16 protein-coding genes are annotated in these 19,002 nt (G+C 65.1%); 8 read left to right on the top strand and 8 right to left on the bottom strand.

Annotated elements, in window-relative coordinates; all coding sequences use genetic code 11:
* Positions 1-30: 30 nt before the first annotated feature.
* The 4 genes from PAA8504_RS04350 to PAA8504_RS04365 are packed head-to-tail and all read right to left on the bottom strand — an operon-like array spanning position 31 to position 4,277.
* Positions 31-729, bottom strand: a complete 699-nt coding sequence (locus PAA8504_RS04350; protein WP_108892945.1) for a glycerophosphodiester phosphodiesterase family protein — start codon at positions 727-729, stop codon at positions 31-33.
* Positions 726-1,187, bottom strand: a complete 462-nt coding sequence (locus tag PAA8504_RS04355; protein WP_108892946.1) for a RidA family protein — start codon at positions 1,185-1,187, stop codon at positions 726-728. Before PAA8504_RS04355 ends, PAA8504_RS04350 begins: the two co-directional genes overlap by 4 nt.
* 52 nt (positions 1,188-1,239) lie before the next feature.
* Positions 1,240-2,544, bottom strand: a complete 1,305-nt coding sequence (locus tag PAA8504_RS04360) for an HlyD family type I secretion periplasmic adaptor subunit (RefSeq protein ID WP_108892947.1) — start codon at positions 2,542-2,544, stop codon at positions 1,240-1,242.
* A complete protein-coding gene (locus PAA8504_RS04365) occupies positions 2,541-4,277 on the bottom strand; it encodes a type I secretion system permease/ATPase (RefSeq protein ID WP_108892948.1) in 1,737 nt (578 codons plus the stop codon). The genes PAA8504_RS04360 and PAA8504_RS04365 overlap by 4 nt, the downstream gene beginning before the upstream one ends.
* A gap of 109 nt (positions 4,278-4,386) precedes the next feature.
* Here PAA8504_RS04365 and PAA8504_RS04370 point away from each other — a divergent pair, with 109 nt between their 5' ends.
* Entirely contained in the window at positions 4,387-4,794 is a 408-nt protein-coding gene (locus tag PAA8504_RS04370; RefSeq protein WP_108892949.1) for a hypothetical protein, read from the top strand.
* Here PAA8504_RS04370 and PAA8504_RS04375 read toward each other — a convergent pair whose 3' ends face one another.
* Positions 4,795-6,750: a lytic transglycosylase domain-containing protein gene (locus PAA8504_RS04375; RefSeq protein WP_108892950.1), complete on the bottom strand. Its 1,956-nt coding sequence runs from the start codon at positions 6,748-6,750 to the stop codon at positions 4,795-4,797.
* Between the two features lie 117 nt (positions 6,751-6,867).
* Here PAA8504_RS04375 and dapA point away from each other — a divergent pair, with 117 nt between their 5' ends.
* The 6 genes from dapA to PAA8504_RS04405 all read left to right on the top strand — a co-directional run bounded on the left by dapA (position 6,868) and on the right by PAA8504_RS04405 (position 11,695).
* Positions 6,868-7,746 carry a 4-hydroxy-tetrahydrodipicolinate synthase gene (gene dapA, locus PAA8504_RS04380; protein WP_108892951.1) on the top strand — a complete coding sequence of 293 codons (879 nt, stop codon included), beginning with the start codon at positions 6,868-6,870 and terminating at the stop codon, positions 7,744-7,746.
* A 273-nt stretch (positions 7,747-8,019) separates the two neighbouring features.
* Positions 8,020-8,397, top strand: a complete 378-nt coding sequence (locus tag PAA8504_RS04385) for an iron chaperone (protein WP_108892952.1) — start codon at positions 8,020-8,022, stop codon at positions 8,395-8,397.
* A gap of 226 nt (positions 8,398-8,623) precedes the next feature.
* Positions 8,624-9,097: an SsrA-binding protein SmpB gene (gene smpB / locus PAA8504_RS04390; RefSeq protein WP_108892953.1), complete on the top strand. Its 474-nt coding sequence runs from the start codon at positions 8,624-8,626 to the stop codon at positions 9,095-9,097.
* Positions 9,098-9,239: 142 nt separating this feature from the next.
* Positions 9,240-10,094: a 3-mercaptopyruvate sulfurtransferase gene (gene sseA / locus PAA8504_RS04395; RefSeq protein WP_108893495.1), complete on the top strand. Its 855-nt coding sequence runs from the start codon at positions 9,240-9,242 to the stop codon at positions 10,092-10,094.
* A complete protein-coding gene (locus PAA8504_RS04400) occupies positions 10,094-11,275 on the top strand; it encodes an amino acid aminotransferase (RefSeq protein ID WP_108892954.1) in 1,182 nt (393 codons plus the stop codon). Before sseA ends, PAA8504_RS04400 begins: the two co-directional genes overlap by 1 nt.
* A gap of 39 nt (positions 11,276-11,314) precedes the next feature.
* The gene (locus PAA8504_RS04405; RefSeq protein ID WP_108892955.1) at positions 11,315-11,695 is read left to right on the top strand and encodes a rhodanese-like domain-containing protein; all 381 of its coding nucleotides are present in this window, start codon (positions 11,315-11,317) and stop codon (positions 11,693-11,695) included.
* A gap of 90 nt (positions 11,696-11,785) precedes the next feature.
* Here the strand turns inward: PAA8504_RS04405 and PAA8504_RS04410 are convergent, their stop codons facing one another.
* A complete protein-coding gene (locus PAA8504_RS04410) occupies positions 11,786-13,111 on the bottom strand; it encodes an ammonium transporter AmtB (RefSeq protein ID WP_370739673.1) in 1,326 nt (441 codons plus the stop codon).
* 36 nt (positions 13,112-13,147) lie between these two features.
* Positions 13,148-13,486: a P-II family nitrogen regulator gene (locus PAA8504_RS04415; RefSeq protein ID WP_108892957.1), complete on the bottom strand. Its 339-nt coding sequence runs from the start codon at positions 13,484-13,486 to the stop codon at positions 13,148-13,150.
* Between the two features lie 267 nt (positions 13,487-13,753).
* Here PAA8504_RS04415 and PAA8504_RS04420 point away from each other — a divergent pair, with 267 nt between their 5' ends.
* On the top strand, positions 13,754-15,985 hold the full coding sequence (locus tag PAA8504_RS04420; protein WP_108892958.1) for a transglycosylase domain-containing protein: 2,232 nt from the start codon (positions 13,754-13,756) through the stop codon (positions 15,983-15,985).
* 9 nt (positions 15,986-15,994) lie between these two features.
* Here PAA8504_RS04420 and PAA8504_RS04425 read toward each other — a convergent pair whose 3' ends face one another.
* Entirely contained in the window at positions 15,995-19,000 is a 3,006-nt protein-coding gene (locus PAA8504_RS04425) for an error-prone DNA polymerase (RefSeq protein WP_108892959.1), read from the bottom strand.
* Positions 19,001-19,002: the final 2 nt, after the last annotated feature.

The raw sequence follows: 19,002 nt of genomic DNA on the forward strand, positions 1-19,002 counted from the left end.
AAGGGCCGCGTTTCAAGCCTGTTCCCGACGTCAGGGGCCGGGTCGAAACCCTTCGAACGTGATCTGGTCCGCGCAGGCCAGCGCCCGATCCGCATCGACCTGCGACCTTATGGTCCAGCACAGCACCGACGCCCCCTTCGACCGCGCAGCGGTGACCGCCGGATGATCCAACGTGAGGTGGTCGTGGCTGATGAACGACAGACCCGGCGTCCAGCTGTCGTCCAGGGGATAAGCTTGCACGGTATCCGCATCGGTGGTCAGGCCGCGCGGGTGGTTCAGGCCGTCGAGCGCGTGGATACTGGCCGGATCGAAGGACATCGCCGCAAGGGGCACGTTCCGGCCGGCAAGGACCTCGCCGACCGCTTGGGCCAGGGCCAGCGTGGGCTGCGTCTTGATCTCGACCAAGACCGGGACGCGTCCATCAATCCGGTCCAATACAATGGCCAATGGCAGGATCGTGTCTGTCGATCCCTGCAGCTGCAGCTGGCCAAGCTCCATTGCTGTCTTCGCACTGACCGCCCCCGTGCCTTCCGTCAGGCGGTCCAGCGTGTGATCGTGGAACACGACCGGGATGCCGTCCGCGCTGTACTGAACGTCCAGTTCGATCCCATAGCCGGCCGCAACGGCCGCGTCGAAAGCCGCGCGGCTGTTTTCGATTACGCCGCGACCCCGGTCATGCAGACCCCGGTGGGCGAACGGGCGCGAGAGGAAGGCGGCCGATAGTGTCACGACAGGCGGAAGATGCCTTCGATCTCGACCATCACGCCCATGGGAAGGGCAGCGACACCCACGGCGGACCGGGCGTGACGCCCGGACTCGCCCAGCACCTCGACCAGGAAGTCCGATGCGCCGTTTACCACCTTCGGCTGGTCGTAGAACCCGGGCGCCGAGGCAACGAAGGCCGTAAGTTTCACGACTTGGGCCAGCCGATCCAGATCCCCGCCACAGGCCGCCTTGACCTGCGCCAGAAGAGAGATCGCGCAGGCCCTTGCCGCAATCGCCCCGGCCTCGACATCGCCGGGGCCGCCCAGCGTGCCGCGGATCAGGCCGTCGGGGCCCGTGCTGATCTGGCCCGAGACATGCAGAAGGTCGCCCACCTGAACGAATGGCACGTAATTCGCCGCAGGTGCGGGCGCGTCCGGTAGGGTGATGCCGTGTTCGGCCAGTTTCGTCTCGATCCGTCCCATCCGAAAACCCCTGTCTGATGCGCGGCCTCTGTCGCGCTGCACGGCCGCCGCGTCAACCTTCACGAAACGCCCGGGCGAAGTAATCCGTCAATGGCTTCGTCAGGTAGGCGATCGGTGTACGGTCCGACGTGCGCAGATACCCCTCGACCGGCATGCCGGGAAGCAGGACAAGGCCGTCGGGCAACCGCTCGATCTGGCCGAGATCGAGCATCAGATCCGCTTTGTAGAAAGTGGCCTGGGTCGCCTCGTCGGTGAAGCTGTCGGCCGACACTCGCAGGACCGTCCCGTGAAGTTCGGGCGTCGTGCGGGCATCGAAGGTGGGGAACCGCAGAATGGCTGGCTGACCGGTTCCGACCTGATCGATATGGACCGGCGGGACCCGCGCTTCGATCACCGGGGGTCGGTCCGTGGGCACGATGGACATCATCGGCTCGGCGGGGCGAACGACCGCCGTGGGCCCGAAAACGGTCAGATCGTGGACGATGCCGCGAACCGGGGCAACGATATCCGTCCGCGCCCGTTGCGCGGCCAGAGCGGCCACACGCTCAGTCGTTTCGGATTCCCGCATCCGAATATCGCGCAACTCCGAGATCGCATCTTCCCGCCTCTGTACGGTATAGACCATTTCCTGATCGGCGATTTCCGACAGCCGTTCGCCCGCTTCCGCCCGCGACGCGACAAGCTCGCCGATCCGGCCTTCCAGTTGCGCGGCCTCACGCCTCAAGGCGAGAACGCGGCTGGCTTGGGCAAGGCCGCGGTCGAACAGGGACTGCTGGTCCTCCAGCTCTTCCGTCATGATCCCGACCTGCACGTCCAGCGAGGCAAGCTGTGCATCCAGCCCGCCGATCTGCTGAACGATTTGCGCGCGTCGGCCCGACAACTGGTTCAAGTTACTTTTCGCCGTGTCGCGACGCGCTTGGAAAAGGTCTGCCTGGCCCTCGACAATATCTGCGACGTCGTCATTGTCCGCGGCGGCGGCGGCGAGATCCGCGTCGAAAGTCACCTCGGCCGCGTCGTCGCGTTCGGCCTCGAGCCGGGCGCGACGGGCCTGATATTCGGCCAGCTCGATCCGGGCCGCTGCAAGTTGCGTGTCCAGAAGCGCGGCATCAAGTATCGCAAGCGTTTGGCCTTTCTCGACGTGATCCCCCTCGTCCACGAGCAGCTCGGACACCATGCCGCCATCGACATGCTGGACGATCTGCCGGTTCCGCTCGACTTCGATCCGGCCCTGTACGACGATCGCCCCCGACAGTGTCGAGAACGACGCCCAATAGCCGAACCCCGCCAGAAGCAGGACCAAAGCGGCCAGGCCCAGCATCACCGGACCTCGCGCCGGCCAGTTGGCTGTCTGCCTCATGAGACGCCCCCACGTTCGGTTCCGCCCGCAATCGCAAGATGGTTCTTCGTCACCTCGCGCAGCACCTCGTCCTTCGGTCCGAACGCGCGGCGCACGCCCCCTTCCAGTACCAGGATCGACCCGCATTGCTGGATGGCGGCAGGACGGTGCGCCATGATGATCACGGCACCGCCGCGGGATTTCACCTGTTCGATCGCCGTGCCCAGCGCCAGCGTCCCGTCATTGTCCAGATTCGAGTTCGGCTCGTCCAGGACCAACAGGACCGGGTCGCCGTAAAGCGCACGTGCCAGGCCGATCCGCTGGATCTGCCCCCCGGACAGCCGCCCGCCCGTAGCAGAAACAAGCGTGTCGTAGCCGTCGGGAAACTCGGTGATCATGTCATGCGCCCCGGCCAGGCGCCCGGCGGCGACGATGTCGGCAGCCTGCGCCCCGGGATCGAGGCGGGCGATGTTCTGGGCGATGGTTCCGTCGAAGAGCCGGACGTTCTGAGGCAGATAGCCGATGTGCCGGCCCAGCGCGTCGGGCGAATATTGCGCCAGCGCCGCCCCGTCCAGCCGGATACGCCCACCAGCGGGCGCCCAGGCGTTGACCAGAGCACGCGCCAGGGTCGACTTGCCGCTGCCCGAGGGGCCGATGACCCCCATTGCCGTTCCGGGCAGGACCTCGAATGACACCATGCGCAGCGTGGCCTGCGATTGCTCGGGCGGGATCACCGTGACCTGTTCGGCGACCAGCCGTGCGCGGGGGCGGGGCAGTTCGGTGCGGGGCGCCTCGGGCGGGACATGGCCCAGAAGATCGGCAAGGCCGGTCCAGCCCATCCGCGCGCGCTGGAGCAGGGGCCACTGGTTCAAAGCGAGGTCGATCGGAGCCAGCGCCCGGCCCATCATGATGGATCCCGCGATCATGCCACCCGGCGTCATCTGTTCCTGCAAAACCAGCCAAGCCCCGAGCCCCAGCATCAACGACTGGAGGAACAGGCGCAGGGTCTTCGTCATGCTGGAAAACATCGCGTTCGCCTCGGCGCCGCGAACGCTTTCCCGCAGCGACATGGACCGAAGATCGTCCCACCGGGAAAACGCCGAATCCCGCATCCCCAGCGCGCGGACCGTTTCGGCCTCGGCCCGCAGTCGGTCGGACATCTGTTGCGCTTGAAGGGTCGCGACCTGTCCCCGCGACTGCGCCCCGTGCGACAGCGCCTGGTTGATCAATGTCACAAGGATCAGAACGATCATCCCGCCCAGCGCCAGCGCCCCGAGAAGCGGGTGAAACAGGAAGATGATCGCCAGAAAGATCGGCGTCCATGGCAGGTCGAACAGCGCGGTCAGCATCGTCGATGACAGAAGCCGTCGCACCGCCTCGAGGTCGCCCAGTCCGTTCGACGGCCCGCCTTGGGTCCTGCTGGACGGCGACTGCATCGTGGCCTCGAACACGCGCCGATCCAGCTTTGCCTGGAACCGTGCCCCGATCCGCGACAGCACGCGCGCCCGTGCCGCATCAAGAAGGCCCATGATGCCGAAAAGGAATGCCATCAGCAGGGTCAGCGCGATCAGCGTCGCTTCGGACCGCGAACCCAGAACCCGGTCGTAGACCTGAAGCATGTAAAGCGGGCCGGTCAGCATCAACAGGTTCACGAAAAGCGAAAACACCGCGACGGCCGCGAACAGACCCCGGCTTTCCGCCCGGATCGCGCGTAGCTCGTCCCTGCCCCTCTGCCGCGCGAACTCTGACTGCATCCTGAACTGTGCCTTGAGAATTGCCGGGTTGAACCTAGACTTGCCACGTTACCAAGTCACTAAGATCTTCGCGACCTGCGCGGGGATCCCTCTCCGGGAGGAGGTTTCCATGGGACGCCCCATCTATGTCATCGCCACCGCCACTGTTCTGGCAGGGCCCGCCCTGGCGCAGGACCTGTCGTTCGACGGCCTGTGGCGTGCGAACCCGACTGTCGAATGCGTCTATACAGGGGGCGATGGCAGCGCGCTGAAGATCGAGGATCGCGTGCTCTACGGCGCCGAGACGACTTGCGACATGACCAATCCCGTCAACGTGAACGAGATGGAGGCGATCCTCTACGACATGGAATGCGAGGCCGAGGACGACGAGTTCCAGGACCGCGCGATGTTCATGACGGCGGCCGACGGGGGGCTTTACCTGATCTGGAACGGGTTCGCGTTCAAATACGAAGCCTGCGGCGACGATCCGGCGCTGGGCACCGTGACGACCTCGGATCAGGTCGGCATCGGCGAGTGATCAGCGCCCCTTCAACTCTTCCGTGATCCTGATCTTCTCGTCAGGCCGGCCAAGCCGGGCGCGATAGACGGGCAGCGATTCGGCGACGCGCATTGCATAGTTCCGGGTCTCGTCGAAGGGAATCATCTCGATCCAGTCGATCACATCGACCCCCGGATCGCGCGGATCGCCCCGTTCGCGCATCCAGCGCAGCGGTCGGCCGGGCCCCGCATTGTATCCCGATGACACCAGCACCGGGTTCTGCCCGAACCGCCGTTCTAGCCCGGCCAGATAAGCCGTCCCGAGTTGCGCGTTATAGCTTGGATCGGCGAACAGGCGGTCGCGCGAATAGCGGATCCCCAGCTCGCGCGTCACGTCCTGCGCGGTGCCGGGCATCAACTGCATCAGTCCGCCTGCGCCCACCCCGGACGAGACCACGGGGTCGAACTCGCTTTCGCGGCGCGCGATGGCCAATGCCAGCTCCTCCGATACGGGAAGCTGTTGCAGGCCCAGGTCGACCACCGGGAAATAGGCGCGCGGGATGACGATGCCGTTCTGCGCGGCCTCCTTGGCAACCCGGATCGCGATATGCGGCTCTCCCAATGTCAGGATCAGGTCGCCCAGCGTCGCGGCGTCTTCCGCGTCAAGGCTTTCGGTCAGGTGGGTGAAGAAGATCTCGGCCATGTTCCTCTCACCGGCGGCCTGGAGCAGCAGCGCCGCCTCCAGCACAGAGGAATCGCGGAACGAGGCTTCGGACAACGGACGCGACGGGCCCGGGTCGACCAGTTCGGGGTCGATGCCGACCCCCGCCTTCTCGGCCGCCAGAAGCCCGTAGAAGCTGGTCTGGTGTTCCGCCCCCTTCAGGTAAGCCTCCCGCGCCTCTTCCGGGCGGTCGAGCGCCTCGTTCGCGCGTCCGATCCAGTACCAGGCCCGCCCGAGCGAGATGGGCGTGAACACGGCCTCGCGCATTTTCAGGAAATGGGTCAGCGCGGCTTCGGGGCGGTCAAGCCGGGTCAGCGAAAGGTACCCGGCCATCCATTCCAGATCCGCGTAATCCGACCCCTCGGACAGCCAGTGCGATGCGGCCACGGCATAGGCCGTGTCGTTTTCCCCGGCCCGCATCAATTGACGCGCAAGATCACGACGCTCATCCGCCCAGGCATCTGGATCGCCCAGTTCCTCGGCCGAGGTGGACTGCCGCAACAACAGGTCGATGGCCGCCGTATCACGGTCGCGAGAAAGGTTCTGACGAAAGGCGCGATAGGCCAAGCCCGGGTCGGCGCGCCGGGCTTCGGGCAGATCTTCGGCCACCGCCCCCGGATCGGACCCGTTGAGGGCGGCCAGCCGAGCCTGCACGACCTCGCCGTCCTCCCCCTCGATCCGGCGCGAGGATCGAGTCAGCGCCGTGCCGGCGTTCTGCCAGAACATCCGGTCGGCGCGCTGCACTTCGAGGTCCGCCAGCATGTTGGGGTAAAGCGCCAGAAGGGCATCCTCGGCCGTACCGGTCATCGACCGTTCGACCCAGGCCAGAGCGGACTCGGCGCGGGCATCCCCCTCCCGGTCCAGTTCGCGGTAGGCGTTCACCAAGGCCAACGTGCCCTGCCCGGTCGCCGGAGTGGCGTCGCCGAAGAATCGCACGACCTTCTCTGCCTGCTCTTCGCCCGCAGGGACGGCAGGCAGGAACTGCTCGGCCCGTTGACGCAGGCGAGACAGGCCGGGCCAGTCCGGATTGCGCTCGAGGAAATTCAGCGCCGTCTCGAAATCGCCGAACCCCTCGCGCAGCCACATCCATTCGACAATATCGGCTGCTACGGGGCCCGCGCGTTCGGCGGCATCTTCGGCCGCCATCCACAAACCGCGGCGCGCGCGATCCACACCCTCGGCCACTCCGGACTGGGCGCCGGTCTGGTCTGGCGGCATCTGCGCGGCGGCCGGGGTGGTCAGGGCAAGAAGGGCGACAATGGCAAGATAATGCATGTCCCGTTACCTATGACACGTCGCGATGAACTCAAACTCACGACCTTGGCAACAGCGCGCACGGCGCATAGGGTCCGCGCCACGCCGGATCCCCCGGCCAGCCAAACGGAGGACGCCATGTTCCAAGGGTCGATCGTCGCACTGGTCACACCGTTCAAGGACGGCAAGCTGGACCTCGACGCCCTGAAACGGTTGGTCGAGTGGCATGTCGACGAAGGCACCTCCGGCATTGTCCCCGTGGGCACCACCGGCGAGACTCCGACCCTGTCGCATGAGGAACACGAGACCGTCGTGGCCCAAGTGGTGAAGGCCGCCGCCGGTCGTGTGAAGGTCATCGCGGGCGCGGGCTCGAACAACACCGACGAGGCGATCCGCCTGGCCCGTCATGCGCAAGAGGTCGGCGCTGACGGCGCCCTCGTCGTGACGCCCTATTACAACAAGCCCACGCAGGCCGGTCTGCGCGCCCATTTCGAGGCGGTGCACGAAGCCACGGACATTCCCATCGTCATCTACAACATCCCGGGGCGGTCGATCGTCGACATGTCCCCCGAGACGATGGGCGAGCTTGCCAAGCTGCCGCGGATCGTCGGCGTAAAGGATTCGACCGGGGACGTCGTGCGGGTCAGCGAACAGCGCATGACCTGCGGCCCCGACTTCATCCAGTTGTCGGGCGAGGACGCCTCGGCGCTGGGCTTCAACGTCCATGGCGGCGTGGGCTGCATCAGCGTCACCGCCAACGTCGCCCCCCGCCTCTGCGCCGAGTTCCAGCAGGCCATGGCCGACGGCGACTGGACGAAGGCGCTGGACCTTCAGGACCGCCTCCTGCCTCTGCACACCGCCATCTTCACCGAACCGGGGCTGGTGGGCGCGAAATACGGCCTGTCGCTTCTGGGCCGGTGCAGCGAAGAAGTGCGCCTGCCGCTGGTCGGACTGACCGAGGGTACCAAGCTGATGATGAAGTCGGCGATGGAAGGTGCGGGCGTACTGGGCAGCTAAGGCGCGCCCATCGCCAATCTCGACCCCCGATGGCTCAGGGCGGCATCCTGCTCCCGGTGCGCCGGGCGCAGCGGGCCGTGTGGGCAGACCTCTGCTGCCCGAAGAAAGCCCCCCTTTGGGACGGCATCATTGCATAGCCGCTTTGACCCTAGAGTCATCAAGTCATGAAGTCATCAATGCTGGGCGACGCACGAATGGCGGCTCTCCAATTAAACGCTTTGTTCGTTCATGTTAACTTTCGGGGCAGGCGAGATCAAAAGGTAAGGACCGCACATGCTGAGCAATGCCGAAACGCCAGCTGAATATATGGATATGCTGGACGACGATTGGCGTCGGGACAAGTTGCAGCACATCAGGGCGATAATCAAAAAACAGGCGCCGCAGCTTGCCGAGCGCATCCACTACAAGATGTTGGGATATGGGATTGATGACGCGTTCGCTTTTCACCTCAACGCGCAGCGAGCATATGTCAGTCTTTATGTGGGGAATGCCTCCAAAGTCGACCCGACTGGAGAGTTGCTGGAGGGTCTGAATGTTGGCAAAGGCTGCATTCGCTTTTCCAAGTCAACTAAGATCGACGACACCCGTATCGACGAATTTATTGCCCTCGCCTTTGCGATTTGGCGAGAGGGCAAAGACATCGATTGCTAGCTGCGAGGGATGGGGCGCTTGCCGGGAAGCGGCCAATCATGTCCTCAATTCAAATTGCAACATTGTCCGCATAGCGCACCTCCACCCACGCTGTCGGGACGCATGTCATACTCATGCCAGACGCCTGCCCGACGATGACGGTACAGGTGCGGGACGGGGGGCGGACGCATGCGGGACGGCGGCAGGACACTTGCGGGACGGGCGCCGCCCGCCTATCTCGGCTCTCATGGCCAAACCCAAGGACAACCCGAACTACAAGGTGATCGCCGAGAACCGGCGGGCGCGGTACGACTATGCGATCGACGACGACCTCGAATGCGGGATCCAGCTTCACGGGTCCGAGGTGAAGTCGCTACGCCGCGGTCAATCGAACATTGCCGAAAGCTATGCGACCGTGGACGAGAGCGAGCTGTGGCTGGTCAACAGCTACATTGCCCCTCTCGATCAGGCGATGTTCGGGCACGAGGACCGGCGGCGCCGCAAGCTGCTGGTCAATCGCAAGGAACTCGCCAAACTCTGGTCCGAGACACAGCGCAAGGGGATGACCCTCGTGCCGCTGGTTTTGTATTTCAATCATCGCGGCATCGCGAAGCTGAAGATCGGGATCGCCAAAGGCAAGAAAGCCCCCGACAAGCGCGCGACCGAGGCCAAGCGGGACTGGCAACGCCAGAAACAGCGCCTTCTGAAGGAACACGGATAAGGTCCCGGGGCCGTTTTACGCAACCTTGCTGCGGTAGCGGCTCGAAAGCCTTCGGGTTATTGCGTTTCGCACGTCTGCGACTTGCGGCATTCGGATGGCTTGGCTAACCCCTGTCGAGGAAGAAATGACCGAAGGTCCGGCCATGCACGACGATCCGAAGACGTTGGTATCCACCGACTGGCTTGCCCAGCATCTGAACGACCCCGACCTGCGCGTCCTGGACGCCTCGTGGCACATGCCCGACGCGGGCCGCGATCCGAAGGCGGAATACGACACCGCCCACATTCCCGGCGCCCGCTTCTTCGATATCGACGAGATCAGCGATCAGCGTTCAGACCTGCCGCACATGGCGCCCCCGGCCGAAAAATTCATGAGCCGAATGCGCGCCATGGGCATCGGCGACGGGCATCAGGTGGTGGTCTATGACAGCACCGGCGTCTTTTCCGCCCCCAGGGTGTGGTGGCTGTTCAAACTGATGGGCAAGACCGACGTCGCTGTCCTGGATGGCGGTCTGCCGAAGTGGCAGGCCGAGGGCCGCCCGGTCGAAGATTTGCCGCCTGTCATCCGCGACCGCCACATGACCGTCAGCCGCCGCAACGACCTGGTGCGCGACGTCACGCAGGTGGCCGAGGCCTCAAAGCTGGGGACGCCGCAACTTCTGGACGCGCGCGCCGCGAACCGCTTTGCCGGAGAGGCGGCGGAGCCCCGGGCCGGTCTGCGTGCCGGCCATATCCCCAACGCGAAGAACCTGCCCTTCGGCCAGCTTCTGAACGATGACGGCACGATGAAGGACGAGACGTCGCTGAAGGCCGCGTTCGAGGCGGCCGGGATCGACCTGTCGCGTCCGGTCGTGACCACCTGCGGGTCCGGCATCACGGCTGCGGTTCTGGCGTTGGGACTGGCGCGGATCGGTCACGACGACTGGTCGCTCTATGACGGATCATGGACCGAGTGGGGCGCCTATGGCGACCTGCCGGTCGCAACGGGAGACGCCTGATGCTTAGCAATCTGAAGGACCAACCGGCGGACAAGATCCTCACGCTGATGCAAAGCTTCCGCGAGGATCCGCGCGACGAAAAGCTCGACCTCGGCGTCGGCGTCTACAAGGACGCGTCCGGCCACACGCCGATCATGTCGGCCGTGAAGAAGGCCGAGGCTTGGCTTCTGGAGAGCGAGACGACCAAGAGCTATACCGGTCTGGCTGGCGATCCGGCCTATGCCGCGGCGATGCGCTCGCTGGTGCTGGCCGACAGCGTCGCGGCCGACCGCGTCGCCGCCATCGCCACGCCCGGCGGCACCGGTGCGTTCCGGCAGGGCGTCGACCTGATCCGCACCGCCAGTCCCGAGGCCACCGTCTGGGTCAGCGCGCCGACATGGCCGAACCACCTGTCCATCCTGAAGACCACGGGCACGCCCTTCGTCGAATACCGGTATTTCGACGCTTCGACCGGTCATGTGGATTTCGACGGCATGATCGCCGATCTGGACAGCGCAAAAGAGGGCGATGTCGTCCTGCTGCACGGCTGCTGCCATAACCCCACGGGCGCGAACCTGACTGACGATCAGTGGCGCCAAGTGGCCGACCTGCTGCTGCGCAAGAAGCTGGTTCCGATGGTCGACCTCGCCTATCAGGGCTTCGGTGACGGCTTGGACGCGGATGCCCAAGGCACGCGCATTCTGGCCGAAACACAGCCGGAGATGCTGATCGGGGCCTCCTGCTCGAAGAATTTCGGCATTTACCGCGAGCGGACGGGGATCCTGTTTGCCATCGGCGATGCGGCGCAGACGAAGACCGTCCAAGGCAACCTCAATCATCTGAACCGGCAGAACTATTCGTTCCCGCCGGATCACGGTGCACGCCTTGTGTCCACGATTCTGACGGACGATGCGCTGCGTGCCGAATGGCAGGCCGAGCTTGAGGGGATGCGCACCGGGATGCTGGACCTGCGCCAGCAACTGGCCGATGAGCTGCGGCAGCGCACGAACTCGGACCGCTTCGACTTCATCGCGCAGCATCGCGGCATGTTCTCTCGCTTGGGCGTCGATGCCGACAAGGTCGAGACGATGCGCCGCGATCACGGCGTCTACATGGTCGGTGACAGCCGCATGAACATCGCCGGCCTGAACGCCGATACAGTGCCGATCCTGGCCGCGGCCATCGCCAAGACCTGCGGTTGATCTACCCTCCTTCCCGGACACAACCGGGAAGGAGACACCATGGACACCGAACAGATCGACACCGGCACCTTCGAACGCTGGACCCCTGGCGAGGTCGAAGGCGCGCTGGAACGGAACGAGATCGTCGTGATCGACGTCCGCTCGCCCCAGGAATACGCGACCGAGCATATCGAGGGCGCGCTTCTGATGCCGATGCCCTTCTTCCGTGCCGACCATTTGCCCACGCAGGACGGCAAGCGCCTCGTCTTCCACTGCGCCGGCGGTCTTCGGTCCGAGCGTATGGCCAAGATCGCCTCGAACGCCGGTTACGACCCCATTGCGCATCTGGAAGGCGGGTTCACCGCGTGGAAGGCCGCGAAGAAACCGTATATCGGAACCGACTTCATGTCGGGCGCGCCGAAGAAAGTCACACCTGATTGACATAAAAAAAAGGCCCGGATCAATCGATCCGGGCCTTCCCTTCTCGCAGGGCAGGCAGGGGAGGAGGTCCACCGGCCCCGCGATGACTGGTCAGCCCTTGCCGAAGTCGGGATAGGCTTCCATCCCCAGCTCGGCCATGTCGAGGCCCATGACTTCGGCTTCCTCGCTGACGCGGATCCCGCCGGCGGCCTTCAAGATCAGCCAGACGACAAGGCTGACGACGAAGACAAAGGCACCAATGGCCACGACGCCGATGATCTGCGTGATGAACGAGGTTCCATCGTTCGACAGCGGCACGGCGAGGGTGCCCCAGATGCCGGCCAGAAGGTGAACCGGGATGGCACCGACGACGTCGTCGATCTTCATCTTATCCAGCATCGGCACGGTGAAGACCACGATCACGCCACCGATGGCACCGATCAGGGTCGCCCCGCCCAGCGTGGGCATCAGCGGCTCGGCGGTGATCGACACCAGACCGGCCAGCGCGCCGTTCAGCACCATGGTCAGGTCAGGCTTCTTGTACATGATCTGCGTCAGGATCAGCGCCGCGATGGCACCACCGGCCGCGGCCGTGTTGGTGTTGGCAAAGATGCGGCCCACGTCGGTGATGTCGCCCACGGTGCCCGCCGCAAGCTGCGAGCCGCCATTGAAGCCAAACCAGCCCAGCCACAGGATGAACGTACCCAGGGTGGCAAGGGCAAGGTTCGAACCCGGCATCGGGATCGACCGGCCGTCCTTGTACCGCCCGATCCGCGGACCCAGGACGATGGCACCGGCCAGCGCCGCAAACCCGCCAGCGGCATGCACCAGGGTCGAACCGGCGAAGTCAGAAAAGCCCATTTCCGACAACCAGCCGCCGCCCCACTGCCAAGACGCCTCGATCGGATAGATGAAGCCGGTCAGGACGACGACGAAGATCAGGAACGGCCATAGCTTGATGCGCTCGGCCAAGGTGCCCGACACGATCGATGCGGTGGTGGCGCAGAACATCAGCTGGAAGAAGAAGTCGGACGCGACCGATGCATAGTCCAGCGCTGCGGCGTCTGCCGCCAGGCCCACAGGCTCAAGCGATGTCGGCAGGATCAGGATGCCGACCCAGCCAGGCACGATCCACCCATCGCCGGGATACATCAAGTTGAAGCCCACGAGGTAGTACATCACCGCCGCGATCGAGAAGAGCGCGATATTCTTCGTCAGCTGCATCGTGACGTTCTTGGACCGGACAAGCCCGGCTTCGAGCATGGCAAAGCCCGCCGCCATCCAGAACACCAGGAAGCCGCCCACGAGGAACAGCAGCGTCGTCATGATATAGGGGCCGATCTGGTCGAACCCGGGCGCGGCGGCTTCAGTCGCCTCCTGCGCGACGGCAGCTACGGGAAAGACCCCCAGCGCGGCCGTTGTAAGAATGCGAGTCATCAGTTTCATCTTGTCTGGTTTCCTGTCCCTGTGGTCTCAGATCGCGTCGGCGTCGATTTCGCCCGTCCGGACGCGCGTGGCGCTGGCGACATCAAGAACGAAGACTTTCCCGTCGCCGATCTTGTCGGTCCTTGCGGTCTTCACGATCGTCTCGACCACCTGGTCGGCCATGTCCGACGAGACCACGATCTCTAGCTTGATCTTCGGCACGAAGTTCACGGCGTATTCGGCGCCGCGGTAGATTTCGGTGTGGCCGGATTGCGAGCCGAATCCCTTGATCTCGGTGACCATCATTCCGCGCACGCCGATGGAGGTCAGCGCTTCGCGCACCTCCTCGAGCTTGAACGGCTTGATCGCTGCGATGATGAGTTTCACGTTCCTATCCCTTGTCCCGTTTGCTGGACCGGCCCGCACGGGACCTTGGGCTTGAAACAGCCGATGGAATGCCCTGATAACAAGCAAACCGGGCCCCCATTCGCGCTTGGCTCGCCATCTTTTGCACAATTTATGCGCATTTTCGCAATTGCGATTACTTTATGGGCAATTATGAATCGCTGACAATCTTGTAAGCATGGTTCTCTGTCGCCACGTCGCCCTGTATGGTCTGCCGCAGAGCAGAATGAACCGGACGGGAACACGTCGATGGCACGATCCTCGCTCGTGGCGCCAAAACGCGCCACGAAGAAGGCCAAGGGGCGCAAGGGCCCCCCGCCGAAGCAGCACGCCGCCCGTAAGCGTACGACGTCGCGCCCCCGCAGGCCGCGGGGCCTGCTGGGATGGCTTGCGCTTCCGTTCCTGTGGCTGTTCCGGCTGACCTTCCGCCTTGCCTGGCGCGGTGCCCTGGTGATGGTGCTGATCCTCGGGCTGGCGGTCGGGTACGTCTACACCACCCTGCCGGCGGTTACCGCCCTTCTGGACGGTCGCGCGCGTGGGTCGGTCACGATGCTGGACCGGTACGGCGAGGTGTTCGCGTGGCGCGGTGAACAGTTCGGGGGGCAGATCTCCTCGACGACGGTATCGCCCTATCTCGGCGACGCGATCGTCGCGACCGAGGACCGGCGCTTCTATATGCATCCCGGCGTCGATCCCATTGGCATCGCCAGCGCGGTTAAGATCAACCTTGCCGAAGGCCGCGGCCCCCTGTCCGGTCATGGCGGCTCCACCATCACGCAGCAGACCGCCAAGCTTCTGTGCCTTGGCACCCCCTACGATCCCGACGTGTGGGAGAACGAAACCGCCTACGAATCCGATTGCCGCGAGACCTCCCTTTGGCGGAAAGTGCGCGAAGCCGTTTATGCAATGGCGATGGAGGTCAAATATACCAAGGCCGAGATCCTGACGATATACATGAACCGCGCTTTCCTTGGCGCCGGATCGCGTGGGTTCGAGGCCGCCGCCCAGCGCTATTTCGGCAAGTCCGCGAACGAGGTCGACCCGGCCGAGGCCGCAATGCTCGCCGGTCTTCTGGTCGCCCCTACCCGCTATGCCCCGACGGCCGATCTGGAACGCAGCCAGAACCGCGCCGACGTGGTCATAAACCTTATGGAACAGCAGGACTATCTGACCGCGGCCGAGGCGCAGTTCGCACGCGACAACCCTGCCCGCCTGTCGGCGGCCGCCGAAGCCCGCGCGGGTGGCTATTTCGCCGACTGGGTCATGTCCGCCGGGCCGGATTTCCTGACTCGGAAGACGACCGAAGACGTCATCATCCGCACGACCTTCGACCCCCGCATCCAGACCGCGGCCGAACAGGCCCTGGCCGAGGTGTTCCGCACCAAGGTCAGCGAAGGATCGAAGGCGCAATCGGCCGTCGTCGTCATGTCTTCGGACGGGGCGGTGCGGGCGATGGTCGGCGGGCGTAAGTTCAAAGGCGTGGCGGGGCAGTTCAACCGCGCGATCCAGGCCAAGCGCCAGACCGGATCGGCCTTCAAGCCCTTCATCTACGCCGCCGCATTGAATCAGGGGTACACCCCGAACGACACGGTCACGGACGAGCCGCTGACCATCAACATCCCCGGCTCTGGCCCGTGGTCGCCCGAGAATTACGACCGCAAGTTCCGCGGCCCGGTGACGCTGACACAAGCGCTGGAGAATTCGCTGAACATCCCTGCGGTGAAAGTCAGCGAAGGCGTTGGCCGCGACACCGTCCGCGAGATCGCGGAAGGCTTCGGGATCGACTCGGACCTTGCGGCCGGACCATCGCTGGCGTTGGGCGTGTCGGAATCGACCCTGATCGAGATGACGGGCGCCTATGCCGGCATCCTGAACGGCGGCAGCGCTGTCGAACCCTACGGCATCCTGGAACTGCGGATGCAGGGCGATGACGAGGTTCTGATTGGGCAGGACGGCGGGCTGGGGGATCGCGTGATCTCGCAGGATGCGGCCGAACAGCTTGTGTACATGATGAACAAGGTGATCGAGGAAGGTACTGGAACCCGCGCCCGGTTGGGCGACCGGCCCGCCGCGGGCAAGACCGGCACGACCCAGGCCGCGCGCGACGCATGGTTCCTGGGCTTCACCGCCGATTACGTGGGTGGCGTATGGATGGGCTATGACGACAACACGCCCCTGACCGGTGTCACCGGCGGCGGACTTCCCGCCGAGATCTGGCACGAGGTGATGACCCGCGTGCATGAGGGCCTACCGGTTCATCCGCTTCCCATGCGGACGCCGGCGCCTGCCGCGGTCCAGACGGCCGATACCCAAGGAGAATCCGTCCCGGTCTATGATGGTACGGTTCCGGAATATGACGGCACCGTCGCGCGGTCGGAAAACGACCGCCTGATCGGGCGCGTTCCCGAACAGCAAGGGTCGGGCAACGTGGCCGAGCAGATCATCAACGACGTGCTGGGGACGATCTTCGGCCGGAATTGAGGGCGGCCTTCATTCGCGGACCGACACGCATTTCAGTCCCCCGGTCGTCTCGTCCTTGGCCCAGGCTTCCGACCGGATCAGGCCCTTGGCATCGCCGAACCGGCGCCCGGAGAGCAACGCGCCCTGCGGAGGCATCGGGCCAGTCGGGGTGAGGCGGGCGCGCAGGAAGCTCATGGGGTGGGCACGCAGGGTCATGCGCATGGCGACGTAATCCTCGACCACTTCCTCGCCCGCGGTCATCTGGGGCAGATGGGCGGCCGGTTCCATGCCCCCCTCGCCGTCCATATCCCCGGCGAACAGCGGCAGCGGCTTCGGCCCGGAAATCCCCTTGGCCGCCCAGATCGCATCGCGCCGGGACAGCCCGAGGGAGGCGAAGGCATCCCCTTCGGCCAGAAGGCGCAGAGTTCGCGGGCTGACACCGGCGCGCCGCCAGACGTCGCGGACTTCGGGATAGCCGTTGCCACGGGCGGCGGCGATCCAGTTCCCCTCTTCCTCGGACAGGGCCTTGATCTGGCGAAAGCCCAGGCGCAGGGCCAGACTGCCGCGGCCGTCAGGCTCCATCACGTTGTCCCAGTAGCTTGCGTTGATGCAGATCGGCCGTACCTCGACCCCGTGTTCGCGGGCGTCGCGCACGATCTGGGCGGGGGCGTAGAACCCCATGGGCTGTGCGTTCAGAAGCGCGCAGGCGAAGATGCCGGGATGGTGGCGCTTGATCCACGCGCTGGCATAGACCAGCAGCGCGAAACTGGCGGCGTGGCTTTCGGGAAAGCCATAGCTGCCGAACCCCTCGATCTGGGCAAAGCAGCGTTCGGCGAACTCGGCATCGTATCCATTCTCGCGCATACCGCGCAGGAAGCGGGTGCGGAATTCGCTGACATTGCCATGCTTCTTGAAGGTTGCCAGCGCGCGGCGCAGGCGGTCGGCCTCGTCGGGGGTGAAGTTCGCCCCGATGATCGCGATCTGCATCGCCTGTTCCTGAAACAGCGGCACGCCCAGCGTCTTGCCCAGCACCCGCCCCAGCGCGTCCGAGGGGAACGTCACAGCCTCCTTCCCCTCGCGGCGGCGCAGATAGGGATGCAGCATGTCGCCCTGAATGGGGCCAGGGCGAATGATCGCGACCTCGATCACCAGGTCATAGAAGGTTTTCGGCTTCATCCGCGGCAGAAAGTTCATCTGCGCGCGGCTTTCCACCTGGAAGACGCCCAGACTGTCGGCCCTCGACAGCATCGCATAGGTCTGGGGGTCCTCGGGCGGCAGGGTGGCCAGCGAATAGTCGATGCGGTGGTGCTGTTCGATCAAGGTGAAGGCCTTGCGCAGGCAAGTCAGCATGCCCAGCGCCAGCACGTCCACCTTCAGGATCCCCAGACTGTCGATGTCGTCCTTGTCCCAGCAGATGACGGTCCGGTCGTCCATCGCCGCGTTCTCGACCGGGACCAGCTCGTCCAGGCGGCCTTCGGTAATGACGAAGCCGCCGACATGCTGGCTCAGGTGGCGGGGGAAGCCGATGATCTGGAAGATCAGGTCCATGGTCTGCGCCAGCCGCCGGTCCGTGGGGTCGAGGCCAATTTCGGCCATGCGATGCGCCTCCAGCCCGTTGACCCCGAAGAACCCCCAAAGCTGCGAGGACAAGGCCGCCAGCGTATCGTCCGAAAGGCCCATGGCCTTGCCGACCTCGCGAATGGCGCGCTTGCCGCGATAGTGGATCACCGTGGCGCATAGCCCTGCGCGGTGCCGGCCGTAGCGTTCATAGATGTGCTGGATCACCTCCTCGCGGCGCTCATGCTCGAAATCAACGTCGATATCGGGGGGCTCGTCCCGGGCCTCGGACACGAAGCGTTCGAAGACCATCGTCCCGATCTCTGGGCTGACCGAAGTAACGCCAAGACAGTAGCACACGACCGAATTTGCGGCCGACCCGCGCCCTTGGCACAGGATGCCGCGCGACCGGGCGAAGGCGACGATGTCGTTGACCGTCAGGAAATAGGGCGCGTAGCCCAGCTTGCCGATCAACGTCAGCTCGTGCGCCAGTAGCCGCATCACATGATCCGGCGCGCCCGAGGGATAGCGCCACTCCAACCCCTCATGCGCCAGCCGGTGCAGGCGTTGATCGGCACTTTCGGTCTCGGTCGCCTCGGACGGGTATTCGTAGCTGAGCTCGCTGAGGCAGAAAGTGCAGCGCACGGCGACCTGCGCCGCCGTGTCGATGGCAGACGGAACCTCTTCGAAGATCCTGCGCAGTTCCGACGGACTACGCAGGCGCTGTTCGGCATTGGCCAGCGCCGCCCGACCCAGGTCGTCGACCCGGGTGCCGGTGCGGATCGCGGTCATCACGTCGGCCAGACGGCGGCGGCTACCATGGTGCATCATCGGCCGCGCCGAGGCGAGGGGCGGGATCCCCATCTCCCCCGCCAATCGCGCAAGGGTCTGGAAGCGCACGGTGTCCTGCCCGTCATAGCGGGGCGACAACACTAGGCTGCACTGTCCGGGGAAACGCGCGATCAGCTGCCACGCCTGCCCCTTCCAGTCCGAAGGGCCGCCGGGATGGACCAAAAGCTCGGCCCCCTCGCCCCATTCCAGAAGGTCGTCCAGCCGGATCAGGCACGATCCCTTCTGCACCCGCGTCCGCCCTTCGGTCAGAAGGCGGCACAACCGCCCCCACGCGGTCCGGTCGCGGGGCAGCCACGTGACCTGAAACCCCTGATCGGTGACGATCCGCGCCCCGGGGATTAGGCGCGGCACCGTGGTCACATCAAGGCTGGGGGGCTTTGGGATATGATCGGGGCGGGGCGGGCCGATAGGCTCCTGCGCGTCGCGCCACGCGATCTGACGGCGCAGCTCTTTCGCCTGGGTATAGCCGCGCACGATCCCGGCGACCGAGTTCTCGTCGGCCACGGCCAACGCGCCGATGCCTAGAAGACCGGCGCGATCCACGTATTCCTCGGGGTGCGAGGCGCCCGTCAGGAAGGTGAAATTTGACGTGACCGACAGTTCGGCAAAAGGGGCATGAGTCGACATGC

Source organism: Palleronia abyssalis, from assembly GCF_900302445.1.
Lineage (GTDB): Bacteria > Pseudomonadota > Alphaproteobacteria > Rhodobacterales > Rhodobacteraceae > Palleronia > Palleronia abyssalis.